Genomic DNA, 21,795 nt, shown 5'->3' with positions numbered 1-21,795 from the left:
GGCCCAAACCAACGCAACCCCCCCGCCCAATGGCCCAACCCCGGCCCACCGCCCCCCCACCGGGGCCGGGGCCTTTGCCCCTTTGGCCCCCGGGGCCCCCCCCCCCCCCCGGGGGGGGGGCGACCGCAAGGCCGATGCCTTGCGCGCCGCCCGTCACGACCCCGACGCGGCCAGAGAGATCGACAGCATTCAAACGACGGTTCATGGCCAATTCCTCTGCTTCTCCATGCACTTGGTAGCGCGGATCAGTCCCTGACGTTTCGCGCCACAAGCTTGGCGACGCTTGGCCCAACAAGCAGCACGACGAGGAAACGGGCCGATTGCAGCGCCATGACGAAGGAGATGTCGACGTTCTGCGCGGCGGCGGCGATGATGGCGACGCTGTCCATGCCGCCGGGGCTGGTCGCCAGATAGGCGGTCAGCGGATCGATGCCGAGCACGCCGCTGATGACGAAAGCCATGCCGCCGCAGAAGGCGATCAGCGCTACGATCGAGGCGATGATCTGCGGCAGGGCGCGTGCCGCGTGGCGCAGGATCGGCCGGGTGAAGTTCAGCCCGATCGCCCAGCCGACCATGGCGTAGCTGACGGCCAGCAGCCAGGGCGGCAATTGCATCGGCACGCTGAAGCCGAGATGGATTACCGCGCCAAAGATGAAGGTGCCAAGGAAGAAGGGCGAGGGCAGTCTGAGCAGCTTGCCGAGCAGGCCGCCGACGACCGCGATGCCAAGGGTGGCGCCAAAGGCCAATGGATCGATCGGCGGAAACCAGATGATGGGCGGCACTTCGACGCCCGACGTGTCGACCCACATCTTGGCGACGAGCGCCGCCGTCACCGAAACGAAGATGACACGCAGATATTGCATGAAGGCGACGAGGCGCTGGTCGGCACCGAAGGCGCCGGCCATCAGCACCATGGCGGTGGCGGCGCCCGGCGAGGAACCCCAGACCGCCGTGGTGCCGGGCAGGATGCGCCAGCGACTGATCAGCCAGCCTAGCAGGCTGGAGGCGGTGAGCGTCGCCACCACCATCCCGAAGAAGAGCGCCCATTCGGCGTAGAAGACCGGAAATATGTCGACCGAGATCGAATTCGCCACCAGGCAGCCGACCACGGCCTGAGCGGAACCGAACAGCGCGCGGGGTACGCGCACCGTGGCGCCGTTGGTGCCGGCCAGGATCGCGGCAAGCATCGGGCCGATCAGCAGCGCCGCAGGCAAGGCGGCCAATTCCAGCGCGCCGGCAAAGAGCAGCGAGAGCACCACCAGCGCCAGCCACTGCTGCAGCGGGCGCAATCGCGTCATGCGTTGAACAGACGGTTGCTCCAGTGACGGTCCTTCTGATGAAGAGTCCATATCCGGCTCTTAGCCCGGGCACGGACAAATGCGAACCCATTTTCCCGCGGAAATGCCGTTGGCGACGGTCTCGCGCTCAGCTGCCCTTCTCGGGGGCCGGAAGGCCGAAGCCGCCGACAGGATGGGTCTCGACCTGGAATTCGAAGCCGGCGATGAAAGGACGCGCCTTGGCGATTGCCGCCTGGACTTCGGGCAGTTGCAGGGACGCCTTATGGCTTGCCTGATCGGTCCACACTTCGGTGACCCAGATCGCGTCGGCATCGGCCGGATCGGTGGCGATGATGTAGCTCAGGCAGCCGGGCAGGGCACCGGTCGTCTCACGCAGCACGTCCATGACTGCATCGCGCTGGCCGCGTGCCGCCCGCATCTTGCCGATCAGTCCGAACATTCACTTCCTCTCCCTCCAGGTTGCACGCTGAGCTGAGTATGCAATCGCCAGCTCACGGCATCAACTGGCCACCATTGACCTCGATCACCTGGCCGATGATGTAGCCGCTCAAGCGGTCGGAAGACAGGAACAGGTAAGCGCCGACGCAATCTTCGGCCCTTCCGGCGCGACCCTGCGGAATGGTGGCGACCATGCCCTTCATCTGCTCGGCGGTGGAATAGCGCTCGTGGAACGGGGTCAGGATGGTGCCGGGCGCCACGGCGTTGACCCGGATGCCGAAGCCGATCAGCTCCTTGGCCATGCCGCGCGTCACGTTGGAGACGAAGGCCTTGGACGAGCCATAGAGGCCGGCGCCGCCGCCGGCGCCGTTGCGGGCGGCGATCGAGGTGGTGTTGATGATGAAGCCGCCCTGGCGCTTCAGCCATGGGATCGCTCTGCGCGAGGCCGTCAGCACCGAGCGCGCGTTGAGATCCATCACCGCATCGTAATGGGCCTCGGTCTGCTCGGCATAGGCAACGCGGCCGAGCATGCCGCCGGCATTGTTGACCAGCCCGTCGAGCCGGCCGAAATGTTCAGCGCTCCCCTCGACCACGCGCTCGACGTCGGCGGGAACCGAAAAATCGCCCTGCGTCAAGAACACCTCGCCGCCGTCGTCGCGGATGGTTTTGGCGAGCTCTTCGGCGGCTTCCCGGCTTGAGTTGTAATGCAGCGCAACGCGGCATTTCTGCCGGGCATAGGCGAGGGCGAGGGCTGCTCCGATCCCGGTCGACGCGCCGGTGACCAGCACCGCCTTGCCGGCAAGATCGGGAATGACAAGCGTGGTCGGGTCAGTTGGCACGTCGATATCTCCAGGATTGCGCTGGCAATTGGTAGACGCTTCCCGGCCAGGTGTTCAAGTCAAGGCAAGATCAGGGCGCGAATTCAGGGCCGCAGATAGACATAGCCCTGGCGCTGCAGCTCCGCGAGCTTGACCACGCCGCCTTTCTCCGCGACCTGGAAGCCGGCAAGCAGGTCGGTCAGTGCGATGTCCATGCCATGCATGGTGTTGCTGCAGGCCTGCGGAACAAGTCCCTGCTGGACGAGGCCGGCAAAGCGGCTGGAGGTCGCGCCGGAAGCGCTCTTTGCCTTGAAGGCCGCAAGCGCCCGCCCGTGCACGACCAGCACGACCTCGACATTGCCGCCGGTGCCCTCATAGTGGTTCTTGATGTTGCCGAGGACGAAGTTGACCTTGTCGGCGTCGCTGAGATGGTAGGCGACCTTCAGCCTGTCTTCGCCGGCGGCGGCGCTCGCCTGTCGCAGACCGAAAAAACCGCCCACTCCGGCAAGACCGGCGCGGAAAACGTCACGGCGCAGCATCGCATCCTCCTCGATCCGGCGGCTCTCGCAAGTTTGCGTGGCCCAGCCTTCGTGCCTAGACTAGCATGAATCGCAATCACGTCCTGTCGGTGCGAGGAGAGGATCACATGACGTCGAGGATGGTGGCAGGTGCGGTGCTGGGTGCCGCGCTGTTCATTGCCGGCGCGGCGCTCGCAGATGATGCCCCCAAGCTGACCGAACTCAGCCCGAACGGCGCCGACGTCTGCTTCGGCCGGGTCTATGATGCCGCCCATCTCAAGGCGCATCCGCACCAGAAGGTGGCGCGCATCTTCTTCTACCATGGCCACGATCCGGCCAGCCGGCCGAACGAGGAGCCGAGCTCGATGTCCGACGCTGCCTATAACGGCTTTCTCACCACCACGGTGCGCGGCGCCAAGAAGCCGGAATGGGCGGCTGGCTGGTGCAACAAGGAGGATCCGAGCGACAAGGCGAGCGGCATCCGCTGCGGCATGGAATGCGACCGCACGCTGGCCTCGCTGAAAGTCGACGACAAGGGCCGGCTGATCCTCTCCAACGTGCAGCCTGACGTCTATCTCGACGCCGGCGCGGAGGAGGATCTCGGCAAGGCGAAATACAACGAGCAGGCGCTGGGCAGCGAAGACGATAATTTCCGTCTCGATCCGATGCCGGCCGACACCTGCAAGGCGGAGTTCGCGCGCATCGATCCGATCGACCCGGCGATCGGGGCCCCGCTGCGCGAGCGGCTGAAGCCGGACCAGCCCTTCTGCTACGGCCGCGACTATGACGACGCGCATCTGAAATCCCATCCGGACCAGATGACGCAGTCGATCCGCGTCTTCCGCGGGCCGATCGAGCTCGCTTCCTTTGCCGCCGGTGGCGATGCCGCCAACTGGCCAGACGGCGCCGACATCGCCATCTCGGTGACGACCAGGCAGAAAGAGGCCAAGGTTACGCAGACCTATTCCTGCCAGGGCGAGGCCGATCAGTGGCGCTGCTCGGCCAGCTCCAAGATGAGCGACTTTGCCTGCGACATCTCGCAGAAGGAGATTTTTCTCAAGCGGGGCGCCAGCGGCACGATGCTGCTGGCCAACCCCAACAATGCGCTCGCCATCGTCGACCTCTGCTCGAAGATGGCGGGCGGCAAGACCACGTCCGACGACAAGGTGTACAGACTCAATCCGATGCCGCAGTCGGCCTGCACGCCGTGAGTGTGCCACTTCGTCACTCTAAAGTGTGGCGCTTCGTCATCCTATGCGGAGCAAGGAGGGAAGCGACGCGCGCAGCCATAGGATCCATGCCGTTATGCTAAAGCGTTGAAACGGTGCAGAACTCTGCTTCGCTGCATGCTTCGGCCAAGGCCACGGCATGGATCCCAGGGGTCTCGGCGATGGAGCTTCGCTCCTGCTTCTTCCAGGGATGACGACACCGCGGAGGCCCGGCCAATTTTCCAAGGCGTGCCTGGAAATCGCTTCAGGCGAAAGGCACCGCCGTTGTGCCTTTCGGCAGCTTCGCCTCGTCGTCCGGCTCGACATGGATGGTGACGCGCACCGAGGGGATCTCGGCCTTCAGCGCGTCCTCGATGCGGTCGCAAATGACATGGCTGGCGCCGACCGTCATGTCGGCGTCGACGACGAGGTGGAACTCGATGAAGGTCGCTCGCCCGGCGATGCGGGTTTTCAGGTCATGCACCTCCAGCGCACCCTTCGAATTGGCCGAGATGATATCGCGGATCTGCATGTGCTCCTGGGTGTCGACGGCACGATCCATCAGTCCGCTCAGCGACTCTCCGGTAAGCTTCCAGCCCTGATAGAGAATGTTCAGCGCAACAAGAAGCGCAAGCAGCGGGTCGAGGATATGCCATCCAGTCATCACCGCGGCGACAAGGCCCACGATGACGCCGACCGAGGTAAGCACGTCGGTCATGATGTGCTGGCCGTCGGCGACCAGGGCCGGCGATCGTTCGCTGCGGCCGTTGCGGATCAGCACGAATGCCCAGACGGCATTGACGAGCGCCGCGCCGGCATTGATCGCTAAGCCCTGCCAGGGCTGTTCGAGCGACGCGGGATTCTGCAGCGATTGCCACACCTTGGCGATGATCAGCAGCGCCGCAACGACGATCAGAACACCCTCGAGCACCGCAGAAAAATACTCGGCCTTGTGATGGCCGAAGGGATGGTCGCTATCGGCGGGCTTATGGCTGATGCGGATCGCCCAGAGAGCGGCTGCTGAAGTGATGACGTTGACGATGGATTCCAAAGCATCGGAATAGAGGGCCACGGAGCCGGTCATCTGCCAGGCAACGAATTTCAGCCCCATCACCAGGAAGGCGATGACGATCGACCAGAAAGCGAGGCTGGCGATCTTGCGCTTCGCGGCGGCTCTTGCGGCCGCCGTCGCCGTGTCTTCCACCGCGGCCATCGTTGCTAGGCAGCCTTTTCCTTGGCCTTGCGCGGCAGATGCGCAACGATGTTCTCGATGATGCGCATGCCGGCATTGTGGCCGAGCGTCATGATCGATTCCGGGTGGAACTGAACGGCGGCGATCGGCTCCTTGCGGTGCTCGAAGGCCATGATGACGCCGTCCTCGGTCTCGGCCGTCACCACGAAACCTTCGGGCAGGCGCACCGGATCGGCGAAGATCGAATGATAGCGGCCGACGGTCACTTCCTTGGGCAGCCCCGAGAAGATGATGCCCGGCTTCGAGACACGGATGCGCGAGGGCTTGCCGTGCATCGGAATGTGCAACTGCCGCAACTCGCCGCCATAGGCTTCGGCCAGCGCCTGCAGGCCAAGACAGACGCCGAAGACCGGCAGGTCGCGGGCGCGCGCTCGTCTGATGGTCGCGGCGCAATCGAAATCCTTCGGCGTACCCGGGCCGGGGGAGAGCACGACGAGATCGGGCTTCAGCCGCTCGAACACCTCTTCCGGCACCGGCGTGCGCACGGTGGAAACAGTGGCGCCGGTCTGGCGGAAGTAGTTGGCCAGCGTGTGGACGAACGAGTCCTCGTGGTCGACGAGCAGGATGTTGACGCCGTCGCCGACGCGCGCGGTGGTGCGTTCGGTGCCTGCGGCGTTGCCGGTCTTGGCGTCGCGTATGGCGGAGAGCATGGCGGATGCCTTCAGTTCGGTTTCGGCTTCTTCTTCCTCAGGAACGCTGTCGAAAAGCAATGTGGCGCCGGCGCGCACTTCGGCGATACCGTCCTTGATGCGGATGGTGCGCAGCGTCAGCCCGGTGTTCATGTCGCCGTTGAAATTGACCATGCCGATCGCCCCGCCATACCAGGCGCGCGGGCTCTTCTCGTTCTGCTCGATGAAACGCATGGCCCACAGCTTCGGCGCGCCGGTGACGGTGACCGCCCAGGCGTGTGACAGGAAGGCGTCGAAGGCGTCCATGCCTTCGCGCAGCCGTCCCTCGATGTGATCGACGGTGTGGATCAGGCGCGAATACATCTCGATCTGGCGGCGGCCGATGACGCGCACCGAGCCCGGCTCGCAGACGCGCGACTTGTCGTTGCGGTCGACGTCCGAGCACATGGTGAGCTCGGACTCGTCCTTCTTGGAGTTGAGCAGCTTGAGGATCTGCTCGCTGTCGGAGATGGCGTCGTCGCCGCGCTTGATGGTGCCGGAGATAGGGCAGGTCTCGACCCGACGGCCGTTGACGCGCACGAACATCTCCGGCGAGGCGCCGATCAGATACTCGTTTTCACCGAGATTGATGAAGAAGGAATAGGGAGAGGGGTTGATCGACTTCAGCTTGCGGGAAATGTCGGAGGGCTGGGTCTCGCAACGCTCGTAGAACATCTGTCCAGGCACGACCTCGAACAGGTCGCCGCGCTTGAAGCTCTCCATCGCCCGGCGCACCAAATTGGCATATTCGCCGGGTTCGTGATCGCCGCGCGGCGGGATGCGGTCGGCGGTCCTGAACGGCTCGACATGAGCATCGCGGGCCAAGCCTTCCGTGGAAAACCCTTCGCCGGAATAGTCGTAGCGGTCGGTCCAGGCCTTGGTCGAATAGTGGTCGACGACGAGGATCTCGTCGGGCAGGAACAGCACCAGGTCGCGCTGGCTCTGCTTACGCTCGAGCTTGTAGTCGACCGGGTCGAACTGGAAGGCGAGATCGTAGCCGAAGGCGCCGTAAAGGCCGAGATTGGCGTCCTCGGCAGTCTTGAACAAAGCCGTGATGGCGCGCAGCACCGTGAAGACGGACGGCACGCGGCTGCGCTCTTCCTCGGTGAAGACGCGGCCGGGCTTGGCGACATCGAGGCGGATCAGCTTTTTCGAGCTCTCGGCAATCGCCACCTCGCTCAGCTCGCCAAGCGCCTTGCCGATCACCGGCAGCAGCACTTCGCCGCGCTGGTTGAGCGCCTCGATGCGCATGGCGCGGCCGCGCGCCGAGATCACCAGCGGCGGATCGATGATGGCCGTGTCCCAGCGCGTGTAACGGCCCGGATATTCGTAGTTCGAGGAGAACACCGCGCCGCGGCGGGAATTCAGGCCGTCGACATAGGCGTCAATCGCGCCTTCATAGGGCTGGTCATGGCGTTCGCGGGTGATCGTCACCCCGCCCGCGGTGACGAAGCGCTCCGCCCCGTTGTCCAGAACTGTAGTCGTCATTGCCGTCTCCATCAGCGTTTGGGCAACGGACCCGGGAATGGCTTGGAAAAACAAATGGCCGCCCGGACATTCCGCTGCGGCCACCCTCATTTTCACGCATGCGCGTTCGAACCGGCCGCTGTCAGCGAGCCCACCACCAAACGGTCTTGTTCGAACGCATGTTCATGGCGACTCCCATAGCGGCGAATGACGGCCCACGCAACTGGATTTCACGCGAACGGTAAAGCCGGCCCGTCAGTCCTCCAGCGTGCCGGAGCGCGCGTCGGCGCTCCTCTTGTCGCCGGCAAGCTTCAAAAGATCCTCGCCGGCGCGAATGATGCGGCGCGAACGACGGGTCAGGATGAAACCCGACTGGGGCGCGAACACCTCGGTGCGGCCGCCGGCTTCGCCGGGCGCATGGACGATCGTCGCCAGCCGGTCGCCCTTGTTGACGCGGTCGCCGGGCTTGACGTCGTAAAGGATGGCGCCGGCCTTGGGCGAAGGCATCATCTCGATGTTTTCCAGCGGTACGACGGCGCCGGAGAAGCTGCTCGCCTTCGGGACGGAAGGGTCCTGGATGACGCCGCGCGTCACCAGCAAGCGGTAGAGGCCAGCGGCATCGGAGGCGGCCAAGCCGCTGTCGACATCCAGCATGCCGCGATATTCGACCGTGGTGGCGACGCGCCGGTCGAAGCGCGCGACGCTCGCAGGCACATTTTGATAGGGCATGATCGAGGCGCCCTCGAAGGTGCCGCTACTGTCCTCGCTCCACAGCAGGACGGCATCGATGCCCATCGCAGCCGCGCAGTCGGCCATATGCGGCCACAGGCTGGTGTGGATGTAGAGATAGGCAAGGCCTTCATCGTCGCAGTGGAGATCGAGCACGATGTCGTTGCCGAGCGAGAGTTCGACGAGCCGCTTCTTCAGCCGGCGGTCGGCGCCGCCGAGGTTGACATCCGCTAACAGCCTGGCGTCCGGCGCGGCAAGCAGCGGGAAGGCACGGTTGAAGTTGGTGCGGGTGCCGAGATTGAAGCGGCCCTGGTGCTCGCCGAAATGGTATTGCGCCCGACCGATTGGATTGGCCCAGGGCACCAACGTGATGGCGCCTCTAATGCGGCCTTCCGCTTCCGCCTTGGCAAGCATCGGCATCAGCGCGTCGATGGCGACGACACCTGGCAATTCTCCGGCATGAAGCGCCGCCTGCAGATAGGCCGAGGGCGCCGACTTGTCCGTGCCCTCGAAGCGGAAAACTGGGAACTCATAAGCAACGCCTTCGCTGTCGCCTGCGATGCGCTCGATGGTCTTTTGCATGGGGTTCCTCCGGTGGGTGGCCAGACATGCATGGTTACGGCCAGGGTGTCAGTGGTCCAGTCCGCCCGCGCGATAGGCGCAAGCCGACCGTCGGACGCCTTGAGCACTGTTTGCCAAGATCGAGAAGCCCCGACGTGGAGCGGCGATCTGCCGTTACGCCAGCGGCTTCAAGTCCTGGGCGATGGTCGGCAGAAGCTCCGAGACGTTGGGGTGGATGTGCATGGCGCGCGCCAGCGTCGAGATCGGCGCCTTGGCATACATCAGGTCGAGCACTGAGTGGATCGCCTCGTCGCCGCCCGGTCCGAGCACCGAACAGCCGAGGATCTCGCCGGTGTCGGCGTCGGCCAGGATCTTCATGAAGCCTTGCGTCTCGCCCTTTTCGACGGCGCGGCCGACACGGGTCATCGGCCGCTGGCCGACAAGGGCGCGGCGGCCGGATTTCTTGACAGCGGTCTCGGTCATGCCGCAGCGGCCGAGCGGCGGATCGATGTAAAGCGCATAGGCCTCGATGCGATCGGTGACCTTGCGCGGATCGTTGTCGAGCAGATTGGCGGCGACGATCTCGTAGTCGTTGTAGGAGGTGTGGGTGAAAGCGCCCTTGCCGTTGCAGTCGCCCATGGCCCAGATGCCGGGCACATTGGTGCGCAACTGGTCGTCGACGACGATGTAGCCGCGCTTGTCGACCTCGACGCCGGCCTTGTCGAGGCCGAGGTCGTCGGTGTTGGGGACGCGGCCGAGCGCCAGCAGCACATGCGAGCCGACCGCCGGCGGCTTGCCGGCAGAGAAGGTCACGGCGATACCGTTGCCCTGCCTGACAAAGCCGATGTCCTCGGCGCCGACATGGACGGTGATGCCTTCGTTTTCGAGGATCGACTGGATCGCGGCCGAGACGTCCTCGTCCTCGCGGCCCGTCAGCCGCGGCGCTTTCTCGATCACCGTGACCTCGGAGCCGAAACGGCGGAACATCTGGGCGAATTCGAGCGAGATATAGCTGCCGCCGACGACGACCAGATGGCTGGGCAGCACATCGAGATCCATCATCGAGGAGTTGGTGAGATAGGGGACGTCGTTCACGCCGGGCAGGTCCGGCACGGAGGCGCGGCCGCCGGTGTTGAGGAAGATTTTTGGCGCGGTCAGCAGGTCGTCGGCGACGCGCACTGTATTAGCGGATTCGAACCTGGCATGGCCGCGATAAAGCGTGCAGCCCTTCATCCCCGCGATCCAGCTTTCGAGATTGCCGCGGGCATCGTTGGTCACCTTGTCCTTGCGTGCCTTGATCCTTTGATAGTCGACCCCGACCGGACCGGAGAGCGCGACGCCATAGTCGGCGGCGCGGCGGGCAAGATGCGCGGCGTAGGCGCTCGCCACCATCGCCTTGGTCGGCATGCAGCCGGTGTTGACGCAGGTTCCGCCAATAAGCTTGCGCTCGATCAGCGCAACGCTCATGCCGGCGGCGTCGAGCCGGCCGGCGAGCGAAGGGCCGGCCTGGCCGGCGCCGATGACGATGGCGTCGAAGTTTTTCGCGCTCATGCGACCGCCGCCACGATCAGCAGGCCGCCGATGATCGCCACCGCGTCCTCGATGAAGGCGGCGGGCGGATCCTTGCCGAAGGCGGCAGCCATCCTGGCGCGTGCTTCCGCGCCGCCCAGCGTGCCGATCACCGCGCCGATCGCGCCGGCGATGAGGCCGCCGATGGTGGCGCCGACCGTGGCGCCGATCACCGCGCCGCAGAAGGCGCCCGTGACGATGCGCGCGCCAAACTGCTGCGGCACCTTGCGGCTCGGCGTCGACGGCAACTGGTCGGTGACAAGTTCGACAATCGCCAGGACGGTGAAGATGCCGACCGCGATCCAGTGGCCCATGAAGCTTGCCCATGTGCCGGCAACCGGGATCCAGCCGAGATACGAACCCCAGGCAACGGTCGCTGGCGCGGTCATGGCGCGAAGGCCGGCGACGACGCCAATCAGCAATGCCAGAATGTAGAGCATCATCATCCCCTCAAATTCGGAGCTCCGCACGGTTCCGCGGATGGCAAGCTAGCATAGGCCTGGCGTTTGGCCATGGGCTTTTCCGGTCGGGCGGATTGTGCTTTGGCAGCGGGACGGGAATGGAGGAGCAGCCATGACGACAAGCGAGCGCATGAAGATGGCGGCGGGTGAATGGTACAGCTGCATCGACCCGGAGCTGGAGGCGATGCGGGTGACCGCCCGCGACGCAGTGTTCGAGCACAACAGCATGCCGCCCCGGCAGCGCGGCGACATCGGCGCGACACTGCGAGCGCTGCTCGGCGGCCTAGGCGAGGGCGCGCGCATCGAGGCGCCGTTCCACTGCGCTTACGGCTTCAACCTGTTTCTCGGCGAGGGCGCCTTCCTGAACGCCGGTTGCACCATTCTCGATACCGCTCCGGTGAAGATCGGCAGGAGGACGCTGCTTGGCCCCAATGTGCAGATCTATTGCGCCGAGCATCACCGCGAGGCCGCCGGGCGGCTGGCCGGATTGGAGATCGCCAAATCGGTGACGATCGGCGACAACGCGTGGATCGGCGGCAGCGCGGTGATCCTCGCCGGCGTCAGCATCGGCGAAGGCGCCATCGTCGGCGCCGGCGCGGTGGTGACGCGCGACGTTCCGGCCAATGCGACCGTGGTCGGCAACCCGGCGCGGATGGTTACACGCCGCTGAGGGCGACCCGTGCGCTGCCCTTCGAGAATTCGCGCCGGTACTGCATCGGCGAGGTTCTGAGCCGTGCCGCGAAATGCTGGCGCAGCGACGTGGCGCTGCCGAAGCCGGCCTCGAAGGCCACCATGTCCATCGATTTGTCGGTCTGTTCCAGCAGCCTCTGCGCCAGCGCCAAGCGCTGTTCGGCCAGCCAACTGCCGAAGCTGGTGCCGGTCGTCTTCTGGAAGCGACGCGTGAAGGTGCGGCGGGTGAGGCCAGCTGCTTCGGCGACGCTGTCCAGGGTGTGAGCTTCGCCAAGCGTTGCCCGCACCCCGTCAAGTGCCTTTGTGAACCGGTCGGCGTTTGGCGTCGGCGCGAGCGGGCGCTCGATGAACTGAGCCTGTCCGCCCTGCCGGTGCGGCGACAGCACGACGTGGCGGGCGAGCCGAAGCGCTGCCTCGGCGCCGTAGCGGGCGCGCACAATGTGCAGGCAGCAGTCCAGCCCGGCGGCGACGCCGGCCGAGGTAACGATGTCGCCTTCATCGACATAGAGCACGTCGGCATCGACGGCGATATCGGGGTGCAGCGTCTGCAACTGGTCGGTATAGGCCCAATGCGTGGTGGCCCTGCGTCCCGCCAGCAGTCCGGCGGCGGCGATGGCGAAGGTGCCGAGGCAGAGGCCGACGATCAGCGCGCCGCGCTTATGTGCCCGTTCGAGCGCATGCTTGAGCGGCGCTGCCAGAGGAGCATCGAGATCTTTCCAGCTTGGGATGATGACGATGTCGGTCTGGTCGAGCGCCGAAAGATCGTGCGGGACCGAAATGCTCAAACCGGCATCGGTATGGATAGGTCCTTGCTCCGCCGCGCAAACGCGGAAGTCGAAGCGCGGCAGGCCGAGCTTGGTGCGGTCCGCGCCGAAGACCAGGCAAGGCACGGAAAGGTGGAACGGGCTGATGCCGTCGAAGGCGACGACGGCGACGATCGGATTGCGCATGGCAGACATCACCAGGTTACGGCAAAGAGTGTCCCAATTCTTTCGAATAATGTCAATTGCGCCAATTTCTGGGAATAGATGTTCGGCCTAGCTTCGCCACCTATCAACCCGCTCGAAAGGAACCGCCATGTCAGCACCAGCCACCCAGCCACGCCGCGCACTCGTCGTCGTCGATGTCCAGAACGACTACAATGGCGGCAATCTCGCCATCCAGCATCCGCCCTTCGCCGACAGCGTCGCCAACGTGGCGCGCGCCATGGACGCCGCCACTGCTGCCGGCATCAAGGTCGTTGTCGTGAAGCATGATGGCGCCGGAGACTTCGCCGATCTTCGCCAAGGGCAGCCATGGCGGCGAACTGCATCCCGAGATCGCCGGGCGCGCCCGCGACCACTATGTCGAGAAGACGCTGCCCTCCGCCTTCACAGGCACCGACCTCGAGAACTGGCTACGCGCCAACCACATCGATACGATCGCGGTCGTCGGCTACATGACGCATAATTGCGACCTGTCGACCATCATCCATGCGGTGCATTTGGGCTTTGCGGTCGAGTTCCTCTCGGATGCCAGCGGCTCGGTTCCCTACGCCAACAGCGCCGGCTACGCGTCTGCCGAAGACATCCATCGCGTGGTGAGCGTGGTGCTGCAGTCGCGCTTCGCCGCGGTGCTCAAGACCGCCGAATGGATCGATTGCCTGAAGACCGGCGCCCTGCCGGAGCGCGACACGATCTATGCGTCGAACCAGCGGGCGCTAAAGCGGAACGCTGCCTAAGCATTTCACCGTTTCACGGAAACGGCGAAATGCTCTGGCTTTTTGTTTTTGACGCAATTCCAGACGGAAAACTGCTCACACTTTCCTGGAATTGCTTTAGCCGCACCAACGCCGAAAGAAAAAGGGCACCGCAGCAGTGCGGCGCCCTTCGTCATTTCAGCTCCTAACGCTGCCTAGAACAGGCCCTCGATCTGGCCCTGCTCGTTGAGGAAGATCTTCTCCGAGGAGGGCGACTTGGGCAGGCCGGGCATGGTCATGATCTCGCCGCAGATGATGACGACGAAGCCGGCGCCGGCCGAGAGCCTGACCTCGCGCACCGGCACGGTATGGCCGGTCGGCGCGCCGCGCAGGTTTGGGTCGGTCGAGAAGGAGTACTGGGTCTTGGCCATGCAGACCGGCAGATTGCCGTAGCCTGCCTGTTCCCACGCATGCAGCTGGTCGCGGATCGATTTGTCGGCGATCGCCTCGTCGCCGCGATAGATGCGCTTGACGATGGTGTTGACCTTCTCGAACAGCGGCATCTCGTCCGGGTAAAGCGGCGAGAACTGCGAGGCGCCGGATTCGGCGATCTCGACGACCTTCTTCGCCAGGTCCTCGATGCCGGCCGAGCCTTGAGCCCAGTGCTTGCACAGGATCGCCTCGGCGCCCTGCGCCTTGACGAAGTCCTTCATCGCCTGGATCTCGGCGTCGGTGTCGGTGGTGAAGTGGTTGATCGCCACCACCGCCGGCACGCCGAACTGCTTCACGTTCTCGATGTGACGGCCGAGGTTGAGGCAGCCCTTCTTGACTGCTTCGATGTTTTCCTTGCCGAGATCTTCCTTCTTGACGCCGCCATTCATCTTCATGGCGCGCACGGTGGCGACGATCACGGCGGCCGCCGGCTGGAGCCCGGCCTTGCGGCACTTGATGTCGAAGAATTTTTCGGCTCCCAGGTCGGCGCCGAAGCCGGCTTCGGTCACAACGTAGTCGGCAAGCTTCAGCGCCGTCGTGGTGGCGACGACCGAGTTGCAGCCATGCGCGATGTTGGCGAACGGGCCGCCATGCACGAAGGCCGGGTTGTTCTCCAGCGTCTGCACCAGGTTGGGCTGGATGGCGTCCTTCAAAAGCACGGCCATGGCGCCGTCGGCCTTGAGATCGCGGGCATAGACCGGCGACTTGTCGCGGCGGTAGGCAACGATGATGTCGCCGAGGCGCTTCTCAAGATCCTTGAGGTCGGTGGCAAGGCACAGGATCGCCATGACTTCCGAAGCGACGGTGATGTCGAAGCCTGCCTCACGGGGGAAGCCGTTGGCGACGCCGCCCAGCGAGCAGATGATCTCGCGCAGCGCCCGGTCGTTCATGTCCATGACGCGGCGCCAGGCGACGCGACGGGTATCGATGCCGAGCTCGTTGCCCCAGTAGATGTGGTTGTCGATCAGCGCCGAAAGCAGGTTGTGGGCCGTGGTGATGGCGTGGAAGTCACCGGTGAAGTGGAGGTTCATATCGTCCATCGGCACCACCTGGGCCAGGCCGCCGCCGGCGGCGCCACCCTTCATGCCGAAGTTCGGGCCGAGCGAGGCTTCGCGGATGCACACGATCGCCTTCTTGCCGATGCGGTTCAGGCCGTCGCCGAGGCCGACCGTAGTGGTCGTCTTGCCTTCGCCGGCAGGCGTCGGGTTGATGGCGGTGACGAGGATCAGCTTGCCGTCCTTGTTGCCCCGCACCGATTTGATGAATTCGGCCGAGACCTTCGCCTTGTCGTGGCCATAGGGCAGCAGGTGCTCGTAAGGGATGCCGATCTTGGCGCCGATCTCCTGGATCGGTTTCTTCCTGGCGGCGCGCGCGATCTCGATGTCGGACTTCACTTCGGCCATGACGGCTTTCCTCTGGATTGGGCGGTGGAGGGGAGGGGTTCGATCACTACAGCAATTCCAGGAAAAGTGTGAGACGGTCTGCCGTCCGGAATTGCGTTAAAACGAGGAAACAGGGCGGTTCTGCGTTTCCGCCCGGACGCGAGGGCATGTTCTAACCCTGTCGCTGTCACGGCGTCAACTTTCATGCAACTATGTTTCCTGTAAAGAAATTATTGCGTTCCCGGCCGACCTTCCCAAGGGTCTTTGGCGCCCGGTCGTTGCGAGCGTATAGAAGCCAGAGCAGGGATCGTTCCGCCGTCTCAAAACAGCCGCGCAATGCACGGAATGCGACAGACGCGACGACGCAAATCCGCCACCGTCCTGCGGTGGCAGCAGCGCTATTGGCTGAGCACGTTGCTGATCTCGACCATGTTGGAGCGCACGCGCAGGATATAGAAGCCCATGGTCGTCAGATGCGTTGGCAGCAGCCAGCCGTCCTCGCGGCCGTTGGCGATGATGAAGGGCTGGATGCGCAGTGCCGAGACGAATTGCGCGTCCATGGTGTCCCACAAATTCTGCAGGTGCTTTTCCTTGATCACGTCCTCGAAGTCGGCCTGCGCCGCTTTCATCAGGCCGTAATAGGCGTAGAGCTGGCCATAGGCGAACCAGAAGCGGTCGTCGGCGCGGAAGTCGAACCAGCCGTCATTATGGTTCTCGGCGCGCTCCTTCAAGATCGCGGAGGTCGAGCCGATGTCGCTGGCGATGCGGTCGATATATTGCTTCAGATTGTCGGCGCGGGCATCGAACGTCGCCTGACAGCTGGCAAGGCGAGCGTTGAAGGAGCGCAGCTTGCGCACCGCGTCGCGGTAGTAGCTCGGCGTCGGCGTCTTGGGGCCGAACGGGTTGAGGCCGAAATACCAGGTCTCTTCGTCGAATTGCAGATTGCCGCGTGCATCCTGCAGGTCGGCGTCGATCTGTGAGGTGGTGCGCACGCGGCCGAGATTGTCGGCTAGCTCGGTGGCGGTGCGCCGGACCGCCTGGTTGATGCCGCGCTGGAAAGAGGCCTTGTTGTCCATCCACGGCGTATGGTCCCAGTCGATGCCGAACAAGCCGAGCTTGTAAAGGATCATCGAGGAGACCCAGGCATTCTGGTTGACGTTAAAGTCCGTCAGATCGGCAGCCACTTGGGCTATCCCTGAGTTGCCGCAGGTCTTGGCGGTGTCGGTGCCAGCGCCGGCGGAGACCTGCTCGCCGGCCGAGACGCTGCGCTTCTCGAAGGTGTATTTGTCGGGATAGTTCGGGTCGAAATTGTTCCACCACTGGGTGGCGTAGAAGAAGTTGGCGTAAAGGCCGATCAAAACCAGCAAGGCGAGGCCGACCACCGCCTTCAGGATCCAGCCGCGCTGGCCATACCAGCGGCCGGCCCATATGAACGGCCAGAGAATAATGCCGACGACGAAGCCTATGCCGCGGCCGATCCACTGGAAAATCCGGGTGAAGAAATTCACGATCGGATCAAGCATGGCTCTCGTCACCCCCTCAGTCCGTCAAGCCGTAAAGGCGCGCGCGGAACGCGGCCTTGTCCTTCAAATATGTGGTTTTCAGAACGTCCACAACATGCGATCGCCATGCATCGCTGAAGCCGTCGAAGTCCTTGTAGAACCCCGGTTTATTGAAGACGTAGCGCGAGACGAAGTCCTGCGGCACGAAATCCGAGATCAACTGATTGGTGAGCCAGGCATCGGGATGATCGGGCTTGGCGCGCACAACCAGGAAGCGCTGGCGCGGCGGCACATCTTCAAGCTTCAGGTGGCCGAACTGGGCGATCTCGCGCTTGGCGGCGTTGAGGAAAGGGAAATTGCCGTCGCTGGCAATCAGGTCGGCATGGCTGTGGATCCAGGTCTGCAGCCAGACCTTGTCGACGTCCGTCAAGTTGCGGTTGGGCTCGGCATCGCGGATCAGCGCCCTCACCACCATCTCGGCGCGGTGCTCCAGATAGCCCGAGGTCTCGATCCAGGAAGCGCGCGGCAGGTCAAGACGGCCCGTGGCGGCGAGGAAGCGGAATACCTTGTCGGCGTCGTTGATCGACAGATAGCTCACCTGCCAGGGCCGCGAGCGGCGGAAGCCGGGCGCAGCCGGATCGCTGATCACCGTCGTCATGTCGGGGTCGACGAAGACGTAGAGCCCGCCGAAATGGCTGGTCCAGTAGGCGTTGTGGCGGAAGATCACCTGATCGGGCACCAGCGCGTTCTCGCGGATGTCGCCGCAGACCTTGGCGAGGCCGACCATTCGCTCGAGCATGGCGTTGTCGCGCCAGGCGTCGGGTTCCTGCTTCAGCCGGTCGACCAGCTTGCCGAGTTCGGCCGCCTTGCCGAGCACGTCCTCGGCCGACAATACCTTGAACTCGACCTGATTGATCGACAGCAGGTCCTCGATGTCGTCGACCTTGGGGACGGAGTCCTCGATCTCGCCGTAGATGACGTCCTTGATGGTCAGCGCGTCGATGGCGCGCTGGTTCTTGGACATGAACTCGAACATCAGCTGCGAGGTGTTGGAGAAGGCGGTGTGCACGACCGGCAGATCGATCTGCGACGGCGTCAGGATGATGAAGCGCCGGTTGACCTCGTTGGGATCGAGATAGCCGTAGTCGCCGCATTCCTCGGCCACCTCGGGCGAAAAACCAGTGCGGTCGATCTGGAAGCTCGTCAGCTTGGTCGGCTCGAGGCCGAAGGCGACGAGAGCCTTGTTGTAGCGCTGGATGAGATGCGGTTCATCGACGACGAGCAGCCTGCCATAGATCAGCTCGTTGTCGCGCAGAAGGTCGGGCTTTTTGGCGGGACGGGTCATTGGCAAAGGTCCGACGGATGTAGCCTCGAAAGGCGAAGCGGCAACGCCGACGCCCCCCTCTCCCCGTTCTTGACGGGGAGAGGGTAAGGGTGAGGGGCGGCGCCAACGATCAAAGATTTGTCTCCCCGTAGCCGCTGGCAGCAATGAATCGAAGCTCGTGCGTCTCGATCAGACGATCGAGACGGCATTCGATCGCAGCAAGTATGGTTTCGAGCACCTCATCCCGCTTCTTCAAGACATCGACATTCCAGAAGCGGAGAACGGACCAATTGTTTGAGACCAGGAAGCGATCCCTGATCTGGTCGTAGCTGTTGCCTGCATGCTGGCTGCCATCGACCTCGACAACGAGCTGGCACTCCCTGCAGGCAAAATCAGCGAAATAATTGCCTATCGGAAACTGCCGCACAAACTTATGGCCATTCAATCGTCTGTCGCGCAGTTCCATCCAAAGAGCTGTTTCCGCGTCGTTATCCGACTGCCGGAGGCGTCTTGCCCGTTTCGTTGTAGCGACTTCTGGTCCACACACGGCGCTGCCCCTCACCCTTACCCTCTCCCCGTGAAGGACGGGGAGAGGGAGGCGCCGACGTTGGCACCACATCCTTCCGCACTTGCGGGCAGCGAAGGAAGCCTACGCATTCCAAAGCCCCTTGTTCTTCAGCTCCTCCATCTCGCGCGCGGCGCGTTCGCGGAGCCGCGCGTCGCGCAAAAGCTTCTCGACCGCCGCGTCGTCGGACTTGTCGGAGTAGCGGAATTCGGAATCGGCGTAGCGGTTGATCTCCTGCATGACCATGTCCATCGAGAACGGCCCGCGCAACTCCTCGATCATCGCCTTCTTGTCGTCGTAGCTCTTGTGCATGAAGGCTTCCGGCTTCTCGAACCAGTCGTCCGGCAGCTCGATATCCATGGCGCGCATCTTGATGGCGTCGGTCACATTCTTGATGGCGCGGCCGGTGAAGCGCGGCTCGGCATTCTTGATCATGTGCAGGTAGGTGCCGATATCGGCCATCGTCTTCGGCGCGCCGTTCTCCTTCATATAGCGCTCATAGACCTTCATCAGCCCATCTTCCTGCGGCTTCTCGTGCTCCTCATAAGCGGCAGTCACCGCACGCTGGATTTCCTGCGCGGCATAGAGCTTGTGCTCGCCCAGCGGGATCTTGTGGTTCTTGCCGGCGAGCAGCACGAAGATGTCGATGTAGTCGTTGCGGCTCTGCGGGCCGTCGACCAGCCAGCGGGCGCCGGCGCGCTGGCGCAGCGCATCGTCGACATTTTCGGGGTAGTTGGAAAACATGCCGAAGGAGCAGTTGCCGCGCACCACGGTGGAAGCGCCGGCAAAGGCGTCCATCAGGACGCCCGTGATCTCCTGCTGGCCGGCGGATGCGCGGTCGTCGGAGCGGCGCGCCGCCACCTGGTCGATGTCGTCGATGGTGCCGAAACCGATGGCCCGCGGATTGAGCACATTGTTGATGAACTGGCGGCAGTTCTGGCCGGATTTGCCCTGGTAGGAAGAAATCTGGTCGACCCCGAAATTCTCGTAGACGAAGGGATAGCCGGCGACCTGACAGTAGTTGTTTACGAGGCCGGCGATCATCTGGATCAGCGTCGTCTTGCCGGTGCCTGGCGCGCCGTCGCCGATGAAGGTGAACAGAAAGCCGCCGAGCTCGACGAAGGGGTTCAGCTCGCGTTCGAAATCATAGGCCATCAGCATCTTGGCAAGCTTTACCGACTGGTATTTGGCAATGTGATTGCCGACGACCTCTTCCGGCTTCTTGAAGGTCATCACCAGCGGCTTCAAGCGCTTGCCGGGCGCGACGTCGAAACCGTCGAGGGTGAAGTCGTCGGCATCAATGCGGATATGCGCGTTCTCGAACGGACCGATGCCGTCGAAGCGCCCCTTGCGCGCGAGCAGCCCGTCGATGGCGACGCGGGCGAATGCGCGCGCCCTGGTCATCAGATCGGCATCGTCCTTGGAGCCGGCAATCGCCTTGTCGAGGCCTGCCACGATCGACTTCACCGCGTCCTGCGGCGTGTCGAACAGGAAGTCGGGTTCGGGACTGTCGTTCGGCGCCTCGCCGTCGCTGTCGATCAGCTGGAACAGGTAGGAGGCGAAGCTGAAAGCCGAAACATAGGCGGAGGCCGACAGCAGCTTCTTGAATGTCGCCGCCTCGTCGCCTTCGAGCGGGGCACGCGCGTTCTTGGCCTGCAGGCTTTCGAGATCGGATCCCTCGGCAAAGACATCCGATATGGCCAGCGCGATCGCCAGGCCGCGGCGGGCGCGGTAGAGAAGCATGTGCTGCGGGATGCTCATCAGCTGGTCGTCGGGATGGATCGCGGCGACCGTTTTCGACAGTTCGACCTCGCGCGTGCGGCGCACCGAACCGGCCGAGACGGTCGAGACGAAGCGCCGGTTGGTGCCGGCAAGCGCGGTGCCGGACTCGCGCGATGGATCCTCCAGCACGACGATGCGGGTGATGAAGCTCTGCGCGGTGGCGCGATGCTTTTCGATTGTCGATTCCGAGATCGTGGTCAGCCCGGTGTCCATTACGGATACTCCGCGATTCGACGGTCACACATCGCTGATGACCTGCCCTTTGGACAGGATGTGGACCTTGTAGCCGGAAAAGATCTTCTGCGCTTCGCCCGCGGCATAGAGCGCCTGATAGGCCTCGTGCGGGATCAGCGCGTGGTTCTCGTAGCTGGAGACGCCTTGGCGCGCCGCTTCGAGGTCGTCGGTGTTGATGAAGAATTCCTGCGTCGACTTTTCGCTGGAGAACAGCCCCTTGCGGCCGGGCTTCTCGGACTTGGAAAAGACTTCCTGGATGGTCCAGGTCAGCAGCCAGGCGTTCTCCGGCTTGCGCACCTTGGCCAGAACCTCGGTAACGGTCGAATTGTTCTCGGTGATCCCGGCCGAATAGAACGGGCCGAGCACGACGCGCCGCAACTGCTTCGGGTGCAGCGGCTCGAAATCCTTGTCGAGATTGACCGCGATGGTCGCCGGCGACAGCGTGTAGGCGGAATTCTTCTCGGTGAAATCGTCGAAGCGGTGGGCAAGCTCGGGGTTGAGCAGGCCATCGACAGGAAGCGGAATGTCGATCTTCTCGTTCAGCTTGCCGTTCGCGTCGACGAGCTGTCGCACCATGCTCTCGGAGGAGTCCTCGACCGTCACCATATAGATCAGCGGCAGGTTGGCGCTGCCGTCGAACGAGGCCCAGTGGACGAGGTAGTAAGGCCGCATGGTCTTCGGATTGACCGAGACTTTGGCCGTCTGCGCCAGGGTGAACGGACCGAACGTGGTCTCGCTCTTGACACCCTCCAGATAGAGCCGCTCGGCCATCGACCTTTGCAGCGCCACAGGCAATTCCTTGTGGCGCAGGATGAAGTCGGCCATCTCCTCGCGCAACTCGCCGGCCTGCGGAATGTTGGCCAACCGGCTATCTGCCTGTCGGCGGTCGTTCTCCAATTCGAGCAGATTCTGGAACACCGGATAGCCGCTGTCGGCGCGCGAAATGCGGAACGTATCCATGAAGCCCAGCCGGTTGCGCCAGCAGTCGAATGAGTTTTCCAGCCGGGCGATGTATTCGGCGACGATCTTGGCGACGATGCCGTGCCGGTAGAGCGGCGAGCGATCGTCGCGCATGAACAGTTCGAGCCCGCTCAGCGCCGCGGTGATGGCGAAGAAGTAGCGCGCCGCCGCTTCATTTTCGGGGGTCATGGCACCGCCG

The 21,795-nt window shown here is 63.9% G+C and carries 21 protein-coding genes and 1 pseudogene; 4 read left to right on the top strand and 18 right to left on the bottom strand.

All coding sequences use genetic code 11. The annotated features are described in order from the left end of the window. Positions 1–256: pseudogene (locus P9230_RS32415) on the top strand (hypothetical protein); the annotation flags it as partial. On the opposite strand, the gene P9230_RS06950 reads toward P9230_RS32415, so the two are convergent. From P9230_RS06950 to P9230_RS06935, 4 genes are all read right to left on the bottom strand, one after another. Beyond that, positions 246–1,349, bottom strand: coding sequence for an AbrB family transcriptional regulator (locus P9230_RS06950; protein WP_127245999.1), 1,104 nt, complete (start codon positions 1,347–1,349; stop codon positions 246–248). The pseudogene P9230_RS32415 and the gene P9230_RS06950 sit on opposite strands and share 11 nt — an antisense overlap. 76 nt (positions 1,350–1,425) lie before the next feature. Then, positions 1,426–1,737 (bottom strand): putative quinol monooxygenase, encoded by a 312-nt coding sequence (locus P9230_RS06945; protein WP_095781246.1) that lies wholly within the window; start codon positions 1,735–1,737, stop codon positions 1,426–1,428. Positions 1,738–1,789: 52 nt separating this feature from the next. Then, positions 1,790–2,575, bottom strand: coding sequence for an SDR family oxidoreductase (locus P9230_RS06940; RefSeq protein WP_082953952.1), 786 nt, complete (start codon positions 2,573–2,575; stop codon positions 1,790–1,792). A gap of 83 nt (positions 2,576–2,658) precedes the next feature. Beyond that, a complete protein-coding gene (locus P9230_RS06935) occupies positions 2,659–3,093 on the bottom strand; it encodes a DsrE family protein (RefSeq protein ID WP_067326442.1) in 435 nt (144 codons plus the stop codon). Positions 3,094–3,200: 107 nt separating this feature from the next. On the opposite strand from P9230_RS06935, the gene P9230_RS06930 reads away from it, so the two are divergent. Continuing rightward, positions 3,201–4,283 (top strand): hypothetical protein, encoded by a 1,083-nt coding sequence (locus tag P9230_RS06930; protein WP_095801839.1) that lies wholly within the window; start codon positions 3,201–3,203, stop codon positions 4,281–4,283. Positions 4,284–4,545: 262 nt separating this feature from the next. Here P9230_RS06930 and P9230_RS06925 read toward each other — a convergent pair whose 3' ends face one another. From P9230_RS06925 to P9230_RS06905, 5 genes are all read right to left on the bottom strand, one after another. Continuing rightward, positions 4,546–5,493 (bottom strand): cation diffusion facilitator family transporter, encoded by a 948-nt coding sequence (locus P9230_RS06925; protein WP_095801702.1) that lies wholly within the window; start codon positions 5,491–5,493, stop codon positions 4,546–4,548. 5 nt (positions 5,494–5,498) lie between these two features. Beyond that, on the bottom strand, positions 5,499–7,688 hold the full coding sequence (locus tag P9230_RS06920; protein WP_095801838.1) for an anthranilate synthase: 2,190 nt from the start codon (positions 7,686–7,688) through the stop codon (positions 5,499–5,501). 234 nt (positions 7,689–7,922) lie between these two features. Beyond that, positions 7,923–8,978 (bottom strand): succinylglutamate desuccinylase/aspartoacylase family protein, encoded by a 1,056-nt coding sequence (locus tag P9230_RS06915; RefSeq protein WP_095801701.1) that lies wholly within the window; start codon positions 8,976–8,978, stop codon positions 7,923–7,925. Between the two features lie 153 nt (positions 8,979–9,131). Beyond that, positions 9,132–10,508 carry an FAD-containing oxidoreductase gene (locus P9230_RS06910; protein ID WP_278118039.1) on the bottom strand — a complete coding sequence of 459 codons (1,377 nt, stop codon included), beginning with the start codon at positions 10,506–10,508 and terminating at the stop codon, positions 9,132–9,134. Further along, positions 10,505–10,966 carry a DUF4126 domain-containing protein gene (locus P9230_RS06905; RefSeq protein WP_067327104.1) on the bottom strand — a complete coding sequence of 154 codons (462 nt, stop codon included), beginning with the start codon at positions 10,964–10,966 and terminating at the stop codon, positions 10,505–10,507. Before P9230_RS06905 ends, P9230_RS06910 begins: the two co-directional genes overlap by 4 nt. Positions 10,967–11,099: 133 nt before the next feature. Between P9230_RS06905 and P9230_RS06900 the strand changes: the two genes are divergently transcribed. Continuing rightward, entirely contained in the window at positions 11,100–11,657 is a 558-nt protein-coding gene (locus P9230_RS06900; protein ID WP_067326458.1) for a sugar O-acetyltransferase, read from the top strand. Here the strand turns inward: P9230_RS06900 and P9230_RS06895 are convergent. Continuing rightward, the gene (locus P9230_RS06895) at positions 11,644–12,627 is read right to left on the bottom strand and encodes a helix-turn-helix domain-containing protein (RefSeq protein WP_127243256.1); all 984 of its coding nucleotides are present in this window, start codon (positions 12,625–12,627) and stop codon (positions 11,644–11,646) included. The two genes, P9230_RS06900 and P9230_RS06895, sit on opposite strands and share 14 nt — an antisense overlap. A gap of 130 nt (positions 12,628–12,757) precedes the next feature. Next, entirely contained in the window at positions 12,758–12,931 is a 174-nt protein-coding gene (locus P9230_RS06890; protein WP_278118037.1) for a hypothetical protein, read from the bottom strand. A gap of 1 nt (position 12,932) precedes the next feature. On the opposite strand from P9230_RS06890, the gene P9230_RS06885 reads away from it, so the two are divergent. After that, positions 12,933–13,397 (top strand): isochorismatase family protein, encoded by a 465-nt coding sequence (locus P9230_RS06885; protein WP_278118035.1) that lies wholly within the window; start codon positions 12,933–12,935, stop codon positions 13,395–13,397. Between the two features lie 5 nt (positions 13,398–13,402). Here P9230_RS06885 and P9230_RS06880 read toward each other — a convergent pair whose 3' ends face one another. The 7 genes from P9230_RS06880 to P9230_RS06850 all read right to left on the bottom strand — a co-directional run bounded on the left by P9230_RS06880 (position 13,403) and on the right by P9230_RS06850 (position 21,785). After that, entirely contained in the window at positions 13,403–13,552 is a 150-nt protein-coding gene (locus P9230_RS06880; protein WP_156751097.1) for a hypothetical protein, read from the bottom strand. A gap of 18 nt (positions 13,553–13,570) precedes the next feature. Then, positions 13,571–15,250 (bottom strand): formate--tetrahydrofolate ligase, encoded by a 1,680-nt coding sequence (locus tag P9230_RS06875; protein WP_067326468.1) that lies wholly within the window; start codon positions 15,248–15,250, stop codon positions 13,571–13,573. 377 nt (positions 15,251–15,627) lie between these two features. Then, positions 15,628–16,752, bottom strand: a complete 1,125-nt coding sequence (locus P9230_RS06870) for a DUF2333 family protein (RefSeq protein WP_067326471.1) — start codon at positions 16,750–16,752, stop codon at positions 15,628–15,630. Positions 16,753–16,768: 16 nt separating this feature from the next. Continuing rightward, positions 16,769–18,076, bottom strand: coding sequence for a DUF6638 family protein (locus P9230_RS06865; protein ID WP_095823294.1), 1,308 nt, complete (start codon positions 18,074–18,076; stop codon positions 16,769–16,771). Between the two features lie 109 nt (positions 18,077–18,185). Next, positions 18,186–18,602, bottom strand: coding sequence for a DUF559 domain-containing protein (locus tag P9230_RS06860; RefSeq protein WP_164746948.1), 417 nt, complete (start codon positions 18,600–18,602; stop codon positions 18,186–18,188). Positions 18,603–18,704: 102 nt separating this feature from the next. Then, on the bottom strand, positions 18,705–20,615 hold the full coding sequence (locus P9230_RS06855; protein ID WP_278118033.1) for an ATP-binding protein: 1,911 nt from the start codon (positions 20,613–20,615) through the stop codon (positions 18,705–18,707). A gap of 24 nt (positions 20,616–20,639) precedes the next feature. Continuing rightward, positions 20,640–21,785, bottom strand: coding sequence for a hypothetical protein (locus P9230_RS06850; protein WP_127215404.1), 1,146 nt, complete (start codon positions 21,783–21,785; stop codon positions 20,640–20,642). Between the last annotated feature and the right edge of the window lie 10 nt (positions 21,786–21,795).

It is taken from the genome of Mesorhizobium sp. WSM4887, assembly GCF_029625865.1.
GTDB lineage: Bacteria > Pseudomonadota > Alphaproteobacteria > Rhizobiales > Rhizobiaceae > Mesorhizobium.
The sequence above is the reverse complement of the archived record's forward strand: the minus strand, read 5'-3'. Positions and strand labels throughout refer to the sequence as shown.